Below are 14,079 nucleotides of genomic sequence, written 5' to 3'. Positions count from 1 at the left end.
CTCCTTATGATGTTGACTGTTGACGGTTGACTGTTGACTGTCAACCGTCAACCGTCAACAGTCAACAGTGAACTCGAATTTACTATTCCGGCGCAACCGGAATTGATATAACTAACTGTCCGAAGAATCATCGGATTGTGGCTGTTTTTGAGTATCTTTTTCCCCGGCACTAAATCCTTCTGTATCCTGCTTTAATTCTGATACAAGTGCGCCTCGATCGCGCCAAGCTTCCGCATTTTCGGGTTTGATGGCAATAGCTCGATCGTAAGCTGCCATTGCTTCCTCATACCGCTTTAATTCGGACAAAGCTATCCCCACATGACGCCAAGCATCGTAGGAGTCTGGCTTAATAGCAATCGCTTTCTCATAAGCTGCGATCGCTTCTTCATGGCGCTGCAATTTTGCCAATGATTCACCTTTACAAAACCAAGCTTCGTAACACTCGGAATTAAGGGTAATTGCGGATTCGTAAGAGGCAATTGCTGCTTCATGCTGCGACAGTTTGTCGAAAGCTGCACCTCGGTTGTGCCACACTTCAAAATCCTGCGGTTTAATCGCTATTGCTTTGTCGTAGGATTCGATCGATTCTTGATATCGCTGCATTTTTCCGAGCACAGCGGCTCTATTGTACCAAACTTCGTATTTGTCGGGCCGGATGCCGATCGCCCGATCGTAAGAATCAATAGCATCACTGTAGCGGAGCAGTCTCCACAGCATATTGCCTCGATTGTACCAAGTTTCATATCTCTTGGAATTGAGTTCAAGAGCGCGATCGTAAGAATCAACTGCTGCTGCGTACTGCTGTACTTTGGCCAGCATCGCACCTCGGTTGTGCCAAATTTCGCTGTCGGTTGCTTTGATAGCGAGGGCGCGATCGTAACTGGCGATCGCTTCTTCGTAATGCTGCAATTGACCCAACAAAGCCGCTATACTGTGCCAACAAGCGTATTTTCGGGATTCGCTCGAACTTGCTCGTTCGTAACAGGCGATCGCCTCTTCGTACTTCTGCAATTTTGCCAGCAAACTCGCTTTACTATACCATGCTTCGTAGTTATCCGGTTTAATTAATATTGCTTGGTCGTAACAGGCGAGTGCTTCTTCCATGCGCTGCAATTTTACTAACACATTTCCGCGCCAATACCAAGCCTCATTCAAAAATTTATTCGCTAAAACAGCTTTTTCCAAGCAAACTAATGCTTCATCATAATTGCCTTGGAAATAAAGCCCTTCGGCTTGCTTGATATAATCGTCAGCAATCAATTTTTCGTCGTTAGCAGGTGCAGTTTGCGATTTTTGGGAATTGTTTAAGGCCGGTTGAGGTGCGATTTTGAGAGCTTCTTTGGCAACAACTGCGGGAACTTGGGAAATTTCTTGAACAATTTGATATTTTTTCTCGTCAACTTCTTTCAGCAAAACTTGCAGGTGCATGATAAATTGAGATTTGAGAGTCTCAATTTGCTCGACGGAAGATTTGGAAAGTTCAGTTTCTCTAGTTAAAAAATCAAGGGATTGTTTAGCTGCACCCATTTGCGCTTCTAATTCATCCTTCAACTTTTGAGTCAGTTGGCTAGAATTTCTGAGTTCGGATTCCAATACACCAATGCCCTGCAATCGTTTATTGGCATCAGCAACCAACTGTTTGATGATCAGCCGTCGCATCATCCAAAAAAAGGCAATTGTTACTGGTGGAAATACGGTACCAAGAATTAGTAAAATATTCAGCAGAGTTATGGTAGTATTAAAACCATATCCAGATTCAGAACTGGCACCAGACGGGGAAATAAAAGCGAAAACATCGCGAACTTGAGGATTGCTTTCAACCCCAGTTTCGATTAATTTAGACAGCCAGGTTTCTTGTAAAGATTTTGTTAGTTCATCGCCGGATGCAGCAGGAGTATTCGCCTTGGTTTTTGCAGTAGCAGATACATCGGGTTGAGCGGCCGCTACCAGCAAACCTGTCGGCGATTTTACAGCAATTCGCGGGGAAAATTGTTCGTAGGCGATCGTCTCAGGCTCACTAATTGGCTCAGCCCGACGGGATGCGGTAGTATTTGGGAAAAATTGTTCGTGGGCGATCGTCTCAGGCTCACTAATTGACTCAGCCGGACGCGATGCGGTAGTATTTGGGGAAAATTGTTCGTGGGTGATCGTCTCAGGCTCACTAATTGACTCAGCCGGACGCGATTCAGTATTATTTACCGCATCAACAAAGTTGCTAGCCTGCGGTGTCTCAGGAGAAATAGGATGTGCAGCAGGATTGGCGCTAGTATTAGCAGTTAAATTGTGGGATGCGAGGGCAGCCAGAGTCAAGAGAGCTAGATTAGAGACGCGCATAAACGTCAACTCATTTAGGAGAAATTAGTGCTTGATTGTCAGCGATCGGGCGATCGACCTCATCGTCTCAGCAGTTAGAATAGCTGACATGAGGAATGCTGACTTACTATCTCCAAAATACGCGCGGAGTCTGACTTTTCAGGAAAACTGCCAGTAATTCTGGCTGGGGAACTTTGGTGAAAGAATATATTCTCCGGCCTGATGCGGTTGGATAACTCTCGGAATCATCATTAGGCTGGTAGGGGTGGCTTCACCAATCTGCACAATTAGCCAACTATCCGGGTGAACCCGCCCCAACCGACCCGATTTTTAACTCTAAACCCCAGCTAAAACCGCTTCCGGCTGCTGATGTTCAACCGCCACTTCTTCTAAATCAGCGCCGAAAATTTCACAGCTATTATTCGGACTTTCAATCAGCTTAATTTTGTGCAACTCTGCGCCCAATTCCCGAACGGGCGATCGCAATAATTGCCCGATCCGAACAGCAATATTCTCCGCAGTCGGCACAACATTCTCAAAATAAGCAATATCCTTATTTAAAAAAGTGTGATCGAACGGTTCAACAACATAATCGTCAATAGCTTTTTGCAAAGCTCCCAAATCAGCAATCATGCCAGTCCGCGCATCAATTTCCCCTTTAACAGTCACCTCTAAATGATAATTGTGACCGTGACCGTTGGGACGAGCACATTTGCCGTAAACTTCCGAGTTTTCTTCAAAGCTCAAATCGGGACGAGCCAACCGATGGGCGGCGCTAAAATGAGTGGACAAAGTTAAATAAGCTTCCATTCCGTTTCCTAAATATTCAGCCCAAAGTTCGGGATGTTCAAACAATTGAATTTTGCTCAGAGGTAAATGAGGGGCTAGCCGCAGCCAAATTTGCCGTGCTATGTTTTCGGTAGTTGGCAGAGTCTGCTCAAATTCCGGCCACGCTTCGTTGAGAAAGGAAAAATCGAGATCCTTGATAACTTCCCGCTTGATGACGTGCTTGACATCAGACAGGTTGAGCACCATGCCGTACTCGTCGAGTTCGCCTATCATGGAAACGTAAAGGACGTAATTGTGTCCGTGTCCCGGTGCGCGGGCAGTTGGACCAAACCGCTCAAAGTTCTCGGCTTCGCTTAACTCCGGCAGCCAGTACCGGTGACTCGCCGAAAACTGTGCCCGACGATTGATGATGCACTGCATAAAAGTCAAGTAGGGTAAGCTTGTTAAGTTCTGTAAAGGACTTACTTCTTAAGGATAAACTAATTTTTGCTGGAATTTTTCGATTATTTGAGGGTGCTGTAAATGAATTTCTACCAATTTTCCAAATATTGGCCACAAGTCGCCGATCGCGCTGCCGGGCCCATTTTACGCCACAACACAGATATCCGGCAGAAAATACCGCTACAAAATAGTTTTTCGCCATCAGTTACTAACCCATCAGTTACGAGTCTTTGAGAGAGTGGGTGAAGCTGAGCTATTCCCAAGGGAACCGACTTTTTTGCCACACAGGACACTCCACAGTTCGAGTTTTTCGCCTAAGCTCTGCAATAGTTAGCCGTTGGCAGTTCAGTTGCGCTCAAAACTAATCACCAATTACCCATTACCCAATATTAATGAATTCGATTACTGCACGAGCCGATCGCTTTTTTGACCATTTATCGGGTGCGATGACAACCCCGCTATTCTATATCGGGGACACTCATCTGTCCATCAGTGCGATCGTCAAACTGATAATCTTAGCTATATTTGCCTTGATTATAGCTAAGATTATCAGTGAAGGAATCAAGCGCAGCGTGCTAGTTCGGATGAGATTGGATCGCGGCAGTCGAGAAGCAATTTCTACGATCATTAGCTATATTTTAGCCACTATTGGCTGTATATTCGTCCTGCAAGGTTCCGGCATCAACCTCACTTCTCTCACCGTCTTAGCTGGGGTTGTCGGCATTGGTTTCGGCTTCGGCTTGCAAAATCTCGCCAGTAACTTTATCAGCGGGCTCACCCTGCTATTCGAGCACCAAATTAGAGTCGGAGACTTTATTGAAATAGACAAGTTATTAGGAACAGTAGAAACAATTTCTATCCGCTCTACCATTATTAAAACAATTGACGGTCTATTTGTAATCATACCAAATATTAAGTTTGTCGAAACTAATATTATTAACTGGAGTTACAGAGACCCCAGATGTCGCCTCCATATCCCCATCGGCGTTGCTTACGGATCTGACCCCGTAATAGTTACGGAAGCGCTGTTAATTGCGGCGCGGATGGAATCGAATGTTCTGTCCCATCCTTCTCCTAAAGTATGGTTTCACGGTTTTGGAGATAATGCTTTAAATTTTGAACTTTTGGTTTGGATTGACCAGCCACAGGAAAGCGATGCTATTAAAAGCGCGGTAAATTTTTTAATAGATTACGAATTGCGCCACCGAAATATCGAAATTCCCTTTCCCCAACGGGATTTGTGGCTGCGAAACCCGCAAGAGTTAACTCAACTTTTTCACAATAACAAAGATGATAATTCCAACGGGAAAGTTTTTCCGCAGGATGCCAAACATTCAGCAGATTTACAATCTAATTCCACCCTTTCTGAACCTAAAAATTCAGTACCTAAATCCCCCAATAATTGGACGCTGCGAGATTTGTTGCGGCGAGTAACTTATTTTGAACAGTGTACGGATTTAGAACTGCGACAGTTGATTGAATACGGCTACCGACAACTGTTTCCAGCAGGACAGGTTGTATGTAAAGAGAATGACCCTGGCGATTCTTTTTATATTATTCTTTCGGGGACTGTAGAAGTTCTTTCTCAAAAAGCCGGTCAGTATATTGCTACACTTCACGAGGGCGAGTTTTTTGGGGAAATATCTTTGCTGTTGGGTACTCCGAGAACGGCGACTGTTAAAACTAGCGAAGATGCAATTTTGTTTGTGGTGGAACGCCACGATTTGCAAAAACTTTTAAGAGAACAACCCAATTTAGCAGATCAGATTGCTCAAAAATTGTCGGAACGCCAGCAAGCTTTGAGAGATTTGGGATTGTTAGATGGTGACTCTCTGGAACAAACTCCTTTTATTAAAATTCGCAAGCGAATTCAAGTCCTTTTTGGAATTTGAAAGAAGGAAGTTCGGCAACGGATTCGCTCCACGGATGTAACGGATGTCAGGAATAAGGAAGAGGGAAGAGGGAACAATCTGCTTTTTTAACTTTTAATTTTTAATTCATCCTGCGCTTCCCGCCGCAGTCTAGCGGCAATTCTAAACAGTTCTTGACCGGTGTGCAAGTGGCGATCGTCATAATTGAGGGTAAATAAATACAATTCTTCTATGCCGTCTCCGACTTGATTGATACAGTAGTAGAGATGGGCGGCAACTCCGGCTACATTAGATGGATTGGGCATTGATGTAAGAAAGTTATGAGCTTTTTTGAGGAACTCGCGGCTGGTTTCGATATAAAGTTGAAACTTTTCTATCAGTTCGTCATCAAACGGATCTGCTGACAATTCGTCTATTTCTTTTTTAAGTGGCTTCAAGATGCTGTTGAGCATTCTATTGACTGGTTTGTATACTTTAATTAGCCACTGTTCCATTAGTTCATCCGCCTCCCTTGCTGTTTGTTTTTGCTGGCGGCTGACGTTTGGTGCGCTGGGTGATTGCTGTTCACTTTCCTGGGACAGTTGGCGATCGTAAGATTGTCTGTGCTGGGCGTCTCCTAATATTTCATAGGCTGCATTGAGGCGGACAATTTCTTCGTGACCCGCTGTGTCGCTGCGGCTGTCTGGATGAAATAATTTGACTAAACGGCGGTATGCTTGTTTAATCTCGGCTTGTGTTGCGGTTGGGCTAATCTTTAGGGTTTTATAGTGATTGATAACGGAAGACACGCTGTTATTTCCTTGAAATCTGGATGAGCTATGAAAAAGTCCTTGACAAAAATATCATTATTTGCTAATTTTTTAATTATTTATCTGATATAAATGTCAAAAATTGTCAGTAAAAAACCTCAGTTTTCAACTTATCATAAATCTATTTTAGAAAAACATTGAGGCTTTGGAAGTGGTAAGCCGATCGACATTGAGGACTCCTATAGCCCTGCTCCCGCCAACAGTTAGCTGCTTCTTTTCTTTTCTCTTCCTTCGCCACAAGAGAGCTCAACGCCCGCTTCGCTAACACGCCAAAAGCAGTTCAAAAAAAAGCGCCTTCAGAAATTCGGCATCATTCGCGATCGAGGGATTTACAACCTATGCCAATTCTTTAAACTAAAAAGCAAAGCAGGGCGTACACTGTACGCCCTATGCTCTGTGTTGCTGCTACTTGGGCTGGAGGCTAGCCTAGTTGATGGCCATCGCCAGATTGAGTTCTGGATCTTGGAACAAGGGAGTGCTGAGATAGCGTTCGCCGAAGCTAGGCTGAATCATCACAATCAATTTCCCTGCATTTTCGGGGCGCTTGCCGACTTTCACCGCCGCACATAGTGCCGCACCGCTGGAAATACCGGACAAAAGTCCTTCTTCTCTGGCCAAGCGGCGGCCATAGGCGATCGCCTCGTCATCCGTAACAACTATAATTTCGTCGATCGAATCGACATTCAGCACCGGCGGCACAAAACCAGCACCGATACCTTGAATTTTGTGAGGCCCAGGCTTTCCGCCCGACAGTATCTGACTATTGGCCGGCTCAACGGCGATCGCCTTAAACTCGGGTTTCCGCGACTTAATCACCTCTGCGACACCCGTAATCGTACCGCCCGTGCCGACTCCCGAAATCAGGAAATCCACCTCGCCGTCTGTATCTTCCCAAATTTCCTCAGCCGTGGTCGAACGGTGAACCTGCGGGTTCGCTGGATTCCGAAACTGCTGCAACATATACGCATTGGGAGTTTTGTCCACAATCTCTTGAGCGCGGCGGATGCAGCCGCTCATGCCCTCAATTCCGGGAGTCAGTTCTAGTTGGGCCCCGTAAGCGCGCAACATCGATCGGCGTTCCGTGCTCATCGTATCCGGCATGGTCAAAATCAACTGGTAGCCCTTAGCCGCCGCCACCATTGCCAGAGCAATTCCGGTATTGCCAGAAGTTGGTTCCACTAAAACCGTTTTGCCTGGACTGATCAGCCCTTCGGCCTCGGCTTGATTGACCATATTGACACCGATGCGGTCTTTCACCGATGCTGCCGGATTCATGCCTTCGAGTTTTACCACAATCCGAGCCAAGCAGCCTTCAGCTTGGGGAATGCGGTTGAGTTGCACTAGGGGCGTCCGCCCTACCAATTCTGTAATGTCGCCAGCAATACGCATAATCTTTGTCAGTTTGTGGTTGAAAGTAAATGTTAATTCCTAGTTGGCAATCTTAACTAGATGTAATACATGATATCGAGCTGCCGTCTGCCATTGCGCTTTTCGCGCAGATCCTGTAGCGTGTATTTTTGCAAAACTGAGTTGGCAATCGATCGAGCTTCTTGCCAAACTTCCCAAATTACCGCACTTTCTACAGTTTGAGCAGGCGAGTCTTTTTCAGAGCGATCGAAATCTGAGCCTTCGAGACAGTTGATAATTTCTAGGAGGGTAATTTTCCAGGGTTCCCTCGCCAAGATATAACCTCCCTTAGCTCCTCGCTGGCTGCGAATCAGCCCGCAGCGTCTCATAGTAGCGAGCAACTGCTCTAAATATCGATCGGGAATATTTTGCTGAGCCGCTATCTGGCGAATTTGCAGAGGCTCGCCTTCTTCGTAGCAATCGGCAAGCTCCAGCAAAGCTAAGATTGCGTATTCGCTTTTACAGGAGAGTTCTACCATAATTGCTTCCAATACCAGAATTATCAACTCCGAAGTCAGATGTTAAAATTCTCCTCAATGTTGAGCTCCCAATTCTAACTCCTAACTTTACCTTTTATTATACCCCGGTTTTCCACTGAACTTAATCGACTTTCATCACTTCATCGTTGGAACGATCCGCACTCTCGCTTCTGTGAAACCCAGTTGCTAGTTTCGACTCTATCTCCGCTTCCACGACGGCATTACCTCAAGAAACCGGGTTTCTGCGTCTATGACTAATAATTTTTAATTTTTAATAGATTCTCGGCGCCCCTTTGTCCCGTAAACAAAAAAGCCCTGCAGTAGGCAGGGCTAAACTGGGCCTTTAGAGTTGCCAGCAGAGAGGGTATGACCCCCCTCCACCTGCCTCCTCTAACCCGCTCTTAGAAGGTGAAAGTCGTTCTCAGAGTACCAATGATGATGTCATCATTACGGTCATCTTGATTAGGATTAGTCACCCAAATCACGCCCGGAGTAACAGAAATGTTGTCCGAGAGCTGAAACTTGTAGAAACCTTCAACGTGATAGGAATCATCGTTGCGGAAGCTCCGCAAACTCCTCGAAGCTTCAAGTTTATCCAAGTAAGGCTCACGACCTACCACGAGCCCTAGCAAGTTGCCTTCTTTCCCTAAATCAGGCAAAGCCAAGGTGACAGCGTAGTTCCAGATTTTCGCATCGCCGATGCCGAGAATGCGGGCATTGGTTAAACCAGCCCAGCCACCAAGGATAAATCTCGGGCTCAGCCGCAACGAAGCCTGAGCCCCGTAGGAGTTGCTGACAACTTTGCGAGCATTGAAGCCCTCAAAGCCTTCGCTTAAACCGTTGAGAGAATTAGCCACGCCGGTACCTGTGAAACCGCCGAGACTGCCTGGCCCATTCGATAAAGCATTGTCAAACCCAAAGTTACCTCTGCTAAAGTAACCGTGGTTGTAGTTGAATGCAACTTGCAAGTTGCGTCCGGGGGTAAAAGTCAACTGACCCATCGCCGCGTAGTCGCCGTTCGTCAAGCCTGCACCCCTAGCTGGACTGGCTGCATTTGACGCCAAATAACCAAATGACAGAGAAGTCGGGCCGAACACGCCGCCCAGCAAGCCCCTGCCACCGAAGGCATAGTCAAAGCCGATACCTGAGCCACCGCCCAAACGATAAATCGGGTTCCGCTGTCCAAAGGTGCTCAATGACCCGTTGCCGCCGTCAAAGTCTTCAAAATAAGGGTTGACAGTCGGCATAATGTCGTCCCAAACGCCAGCGTTGGCTATCAGGCTAACGTTCAGTCGCTGACCGACGGGGAACTTGTACAGCAAGGTATCCAGGGCAACAACGTTGTCGGTTCTGCCGACAAAATTCCAAGTTTGAGTGCCTTCGCTGGTAGCACCAAGGTTGAAGTTGCGACCATTGCCGACTTGAAGCCGTGTCAGCAGTAAGTCTCTGCCTGTGAAGCTCGTATTTAAATTCAGGCGCACCCGTTGTTGGAAGACAGCTTCGTTGTTGTCGCTGCCTACTCTTCTGTTGTCTGTGCCAAACAAGCCAACGTTGCCACCAAAGTCATCGCTGAGAGCGAAAATAGCTTCCCCAGTCAGCTTAGTAGTGGTGGAGAATTGGTTGGCTTCGAGTTCGGATGTCCGAGCTTCCAGAGCATCGACGCGACCGCGCAGGGTTGCCAGTTCCGCTGCAAATTCTTCTTGGAGCCGTTGGAGGGCTGCCAAGTCATCTCTCGTAGCGAAGTTGCCAGTGCCACCTCTAATTAGCTCGCTCACCTTGTCTAAGCAAGCATTTAAACCGGCTGCGAATTCGTAGCGAGTCATTGCCCGGTTGCCGCGGAAAGTTCCGTCGGGATAACCGGCAATACAGCCGTAGCGCTCGACTAGGGATTGCAGTGCTTGGAAGGCCCAGTCTGTGGGCCGCACGTCGGAAAGTTGGGAAACAGAGGTAACTTGACCTTGAGTTTCGCCGCCGGCAGCACCTTCGCTGCTGTACTGGTTAAGCTGTTCTAATGTGGCGGCTGGGTTTTGCTCTTGTGGTGCGGCAGTTTGGGCTAAAGATTCAGCCGGTTGTGGCAAACTTTGTTCTGCCGACTCTGCCACTGCCGGGGCTGGAGTTTCTAATTGAACTGCACCGATTTGCTCTGGGAGAGCGGTAGCTGCCGGGGCTGGAGTTTCTAGTTGGGCTGCCGGGGCAGAATTTTCTACTGGTTGAGCGACTGTTGGCTCAACTGCGGCTAAAGATTCACTTGTAGGTTGTGATGCTGCTTGGGGATTTGCGTCTGCAGGGGCTGTGTTGGCTCCGACGATCGCACTTTCAGTTGCAGCCGTGGCCGAATCTCCAATCGCTGCGTGGGTTTCGCTGCCAGCGACTTGGGAAATTTCTTCTACTGGCTCGGAGGCTGCGATTGTTTCGGAAACAGCAGCTAAAGCATTGAGTTTCGCTTCTGAGGTTTCAGCGGTTTCAGCTTTGGCGGCAGCGGGCTGGAGCGCATCAGCAGCCTGCTGAGCGTCTGCTGCCATCGCGCTCGAAGAAACTACTAGGGTAGCTCCTAAGACTGCTGGGCTGATTAATAGGTAACTCCACAAAAATTTCGACATATTCACTCTCATCCTCACACCGATTACAGAGAAACTTTTCTAGTCTTCTATGTGGTCAGTTGTTGCTCAACTAGCATACTCTAAAAAGAGACCTAAAATTCACTTTTTCTTTTGATTCTTTCGGGCTGACCAAGTATATAGATGTGACTGACGGCTGCAGAGAGCCTGTTTTTTAACCTGTAGTCAAGTGCGTCAAAACCCGACCCTGCTTGGGTTGTGGATTGATTTGACTACTGACACTAGATAGCGCCCGATCGCCTTATTTACTTTTTAGCACAGCACGCCCGACTCGTCTAGGCTGATTCGACTTTAACCTCCAAGCTGTGCCCGAGGACGCTAAAGACTTGGCGATGATCGAACAATTCTAACAAATCAGCGTTGATTTTGTTGTGAGCTGCTTCTTGCCGCAAAATTTTCATCGCTGCCTCTGTTCGCAGAGCTCGCTTGTAGGGGCGATCGCCTGCTGTCAGGGCGTCGTAAATATCGGCGATCGTCATCAATTGTGCTTGAATTGGAATTTCTGACTTGTTTAAACCTCGCGGATAGCCTGTGCCGTCGAGTTTTTCGTGATGTCCGTAGGCAATGTCTGGAACATTTTTCAAATCCTTTGTCCAAGGAATTTGTTTGAGAAACTCGTAAGTGTGAGTTACATGAGATTCTATTTCAGAGCGTTCTTCCGGCGTCAGGTTGCCCCTCGACACCATCAATTGCAAGATCTCGTCTGGGTTCAGCAGGGGTTTCTTTGCCCCATCTATATCTCTGTAAGTTTGTCGAGAAATCTCTCGCAGTTGAGCTAGGGGTTCTGCTGCCAAAATGTGAGGCTCGTTTGCCTCTAGCAGCACTTCCCAGTATTCTGCTAATCTGGTTTTTGCCTCTGCTAGCTTAGTGTCTAGCTGTTCGATTTCCTGGCACTGAGCGCACTCTGGCTCCTGGGTCGGGTGTTTTCGGTAGGCTGAATGCTCCAGCAAGTATTTATATTTAGACTGGACGCATTCCATTTCCATTGTCCGTTGAGCTAAGCCAAAGCGATGGCGAATGATTTCTAGCTGTGCGGGGTAGAGCTTTTTCTGTTTGGTCAAAACTGCTTCGGGGACTCCAATTTTGCCAAAATCGTGCAGCAGGGCGGCGTAGCGAAGTTCTTGAATTTGGCGGTTGTTAAAGTAAATAGAGCGCAGTTCTCCGCTGCTGACGGTGTTTACTTCTTCACAAAGGCGTACTGTGAGGGCTGCTACTCGTTCTGAATGGCCGTAGGTACAGGGGTCTCTAGCTTCTATGACTTGCACCGAGGCTTTGACGAAGCCCTCGAACAAATGTTCTATGCTGTCTTGGAGTTGATTGCGCTCGATCGAGATTGCTGCTTGAGAAGCGAGCGAGCGAACTATCCTTTCTTCCCACTCCGAATACTGCTGCGTCGATTCCCAGGCATTGTCTGCTGTCAGCACCGTATCTGCCTTTGTTTTGCGGTTGATTAGTTGCAGTACACCTATTGTCTCCCCCTGTCGGTTTTGCATCGGCAGTACCATTACCGAGCAAGTGCGGTAATCAATATCCCTGTCAAAACTGGTATCTAGCCGATAGGGTACGCCGGGGGGTAAGTCGTAGGCATCAGACAGGTTCAAACTTTGACCTGTAATTGCCACGTATCCCGCCAAACTTTTGTCTGTCAGCGGCAGAGCAAACTCTTTAAATGACAGGCTCGGTTTAGAAGCATTTTGGGCTACCTTGAACAGCAGCTTAGATGTTTCGTCGCTGTGATCTACTAAGTAAACGCTGCCAGCATCGCTGTAGGTAATTTCCCTACTTTTGGATAAAATTAAGTTTAACAAGTCGCCCAAATCTTGGGCGCTCGACAGAGCTGCGCCAATATCTAAAAGCTTTTCTATCAGATCGGTTTTTTCTGCTGCCGACTCGTTCTTGAACTCTGGCTTTTCAAATACGATCATGTTCGGATGATGGGGAATAGCCTTTTATAGATTGAACGTTTGGCCTCTCGACTTTTTCACACCTGATTTTAACCCCAAGTTGATTTTTTATTTGCGAGCTTTCCGCGATCGGGGACTGTAGCTAGATGCAGGACTCTTGTTGGGTCAACGGGCACTCTTTTAATCTAGCGCAGAAATCTCTTGGGCTAACGCAAAGTCTTTCTCAGTTAAGCCTCCGGCATCGTGGGTTGTTAAGTTAACTGTAACTTTGTTGTAGGAGATTTCTATGTCGGGGTGATGTCCTGCGGCTTCTGAGGGAGCGACCAACTTATTTACAAAGGCGATCGCTTCGATAAAATCTTTAAATAAACGGGTAGAGCGCAGTTGTTTACCTTCAATTGTCCAACCTGACAATTGACTGGCGCGCTCTTGAATTTCAGTATTATTAATTAGCTCAGCCATAATTTTTTTTCTTTGGGATTAGCAATGGCAGATTAACTGCCAACGTTTAGAAACCCTGACCAAAAACTATCCGCTCTCACCAATAGCGTTTTGTCTCAAGTTTTAATACTTAAGATTTAACACTATTTGAGGTGAGAGCGGTCTAGCGGGTCTTCAGATTAGAACCTGACTGCCGGGAGAATCCCTAGCTCAGCCTGGTTCCCCGTGGAAGTCGTTTCCCGTTGGAGACGACGGCTGACTGCTAGTGAGCGGCCCCGGCGCACAGCCGGTAGTTTCCAATCTGATGACCCATGCGTTTACTACTTTCTATCATGGGCATCACCTCCAGGTTTAGCTAAATGGCTTAATATTGGAACGCACATCACCTAAATACAAGATTTAAGGTGATGATTTGTGCGCTAGCCATTGCCAGCGTTACCAGAAGAACTTGCGTTCTGAGTATCGTTCTAGTATTCACAATTATTAGAATAACACAAGGAATTAGAAGTGGGGGGATGGAAATTGATATTTTTGCAAGATTGGGGGAATTTACTGCTGCTGCAAGCTCTTTGATCGATCTCTACAGCAAGCGGACGATCGCACTTTCCGCCATTTGTTTATATTTTCTTCAGAATCCGGGCTGTGCGGTTATTAGGCGCATGGCAACTCTGGCGGCGGGGAAAGGTCGATCGATTTCTTGCCAGATAGGAGAGTTCGCCAGATATAAAGACACAAGTTGTTCTAGCTACAGGCAGAGTTGGTTTTTGTACAAAATCAACTTTTTTTAGGGCGCTAATTCGATCGAATCCTGGAAACAAAAAGCTCCTGCCTGGTGGCGGGAGCTTTTTGAGCATTAAGGGTAAAGCCTAAACTGCTTTATCTTACCCTTTTAAAATGTTGGAAATTTTGATATTTCGCGCTGATTACAGAGCGTTACCGCGAGGCAGAACTTCTTCAGGGAAGATGAAGTTTTCGTGGGGTTGGTCTGTCGGAGCCATCCAAGCACG

General features: G+C 46.9%; 12 protein-coding genes. 3 read left to right on the top strand and 9 right to left on the bottom strand.

From position 1 onward, the window contains the following. Window positions 1–111: 111 nt before the first annotated feature. Complete coding sequence (locus tag QUA07_RS24060; RefSeq protein ID WP_333330097.1) at window positions 112–2,334, bottom strand: tetratricopeptide repeat protein; 2,223 nt, start codon at window positions 2,332–2,334, stop codon at window positions 112–114. A 31-nt stretch (window positions 2,335–2,365) separates the two neighbouring features. Here QUA07_RS24060 and QUA07_RS24055 point away from each other — a divergent pair, with 31 nt between their 5' ends. Continuing rightward, window positions 2,366–2,491: a hypothetical protein gene (locus tag QUA07_RS24055; protein WP_333330094.1), complete on the top strand. Its 126-nt coding sequence runs from the start codon at window positions 2,366–2,368 to the stop codon at window positions 2,489–2,491. 158 nt (window positions 2,492–2,649) lie between these two features. Here the strand turns inward: QUA07_RS24055 and QUA07_RS24050 are convergent, their stop codons facing one another. Beyond that, a complete protein-coding gene (locus tag QUA07_RS24050) occupies window positions 2,650–3,522 on the bottom strand; it encodes a 6-carboxytetrahydropterin synthase (protein ID WP_333330091.1) in 873 nt (290 codons plus the stop codon). A gap of 110 nt (window positions 3,523–3,632) precedes the next feature. Next, the gene (locus QUA07_RS24045) at window positions 3,633–3,827 is read right to left on the bottom strand and encodes a hypothetical protein (RefSeq protein WP_333330089.1); all 195 of its coding nucleotides are present in this window, start codon (window positions 3,825–3,827) and stop codon (window positions 3,633–3,635) included. Window positions 3,828–3,935: 108 nt separating this feature from the next. Here QUA07_RS24045 and QUA07_RS24040 point away from each other — a divergent pair, with 108 nt between their 5' ends. Beyond that, entirely contained in the window at window positions 3,936–5,435 is a 1,500-nt protein-coding gene (locus QUA07_RS24040; RefSeq protein ID WP_333330086.1) for a cyclic nucleotide-binding domain-containing protein, read from the top strand. A gap of 86 nt (window positions 5,436–5,521) precedes the next feature. On the opposite strand, the gene QUA07_RS24035 is transcribed toward QUA07_RS24040, so the two are convergent. The 6 genes from QUA07_RS24035 to QUA07_RS24010 form a co-directional block, all read right to left on the bottom strand. Then, entirely contained in the window at window positions 5,522–6,202 is a 681-nt protein-coding gene (locus tag QUA07_RS24035) for a J domain-containing protein (RefSeq protein ID WP_333330083.1), read from the bottom strand. A 447-nt stretch (window positions 6,203–6,649) separates the two neighbouring features. Continuing rightward, the gene (gene cysK, locus QUA07_RS24030; RefSeq protein WP_333330081.1) at window positions 6,650–7,612 is read right to left on the bottom strand and encodes a cysteine synthase A; all 963 of its coding nucleotides are present in this window, start codon (window positions 7,610–7,612) and stop codon (window positions 6,650–6,652) included. 56 nt (window positions 7,613–7,668) lie between these two features. Continuing rightward, window positions 7,669–8,109, bottom strand: a complete 441-nt coding sequence (locus QUA07_RS24025; protein WP_333330078.1) for an Rrf2 family transcriptional regulator — start codon at window positions 8,107–8,109, stop codon at window positions 7,669–7,671. Window positions 8,110–8,510: 401 nt separating this feature from the next. Continuing rightward, the gene (locus tag QUA07_RS24020; protein WP_333330076.1) at window positions 8,511–10,709 is read right to left on the bottom strand and encodes an iron uptake porin; all 2,199 of its coding nucleotides are present in this window, start codon (window positions 10,707–10,709) and stop codon (window positions 8,511–8,513) included. 293 nt (window positions 10,710–11,002) lie between these two features. After that, a complete protein-coding gene (locus QUA07_RS24015) occupies window positions 11,003–12,652 on the bottom strand; it encodes an HD domain-containing phosphohydrolase (RefSeq protein WP_333330073.1) in 1,650 nt (549 codons plus the stop codon). A 159-nt stretch (window positions 12,653–12,811) separates the two neighbouring features. Further along, window positions 12,812–13,093: a 4a-hydroxytetrahydrobiopterin dehydratase gene (locus tag QUA07_RS24010; protein ID WP_333330071.1), complete on the bottom strand. Its 282-nt coding sequence runs from the start codon at window positions 13,091–13,093 to the stop codon at window positions 12,812–12,814. Between the two features lie 386 nt (window positions 13,094–13,479). Here QUA07_RS24010 and QUA07_RS24005 point away from each other — a divergent pair, with 386 nt between their 5' ends. Beyond that, window positions 13,480–13,860 carry a hypothetical protein gene (locus QUA07_RS24005; protein WP_333330068.1) on the top strand — a complete coding sequence of 127 codons (381 nt, stop codon included), beginning with the start codon at window positions 13,480–13,482 and terminating at the stop codon, window positions 13,858–13,860. Window positions 13,861–14,079 lie beyond the last annotated feature (219 nt).

Origin of the sequence: Microcoleus sp. T3_A4 (assembly GCF_036700465.1) — a bacterium.
GTDB lineage: Bacteria > Cyanobacteriota > Cyanobacteriia > Cyanobacteriales > Microcoleaceae > Microcoleus.
Note: the sequence above shows the minus strand (reverse complement) of the source record. Positions and strands in the feature narration are given on the sequence as shown.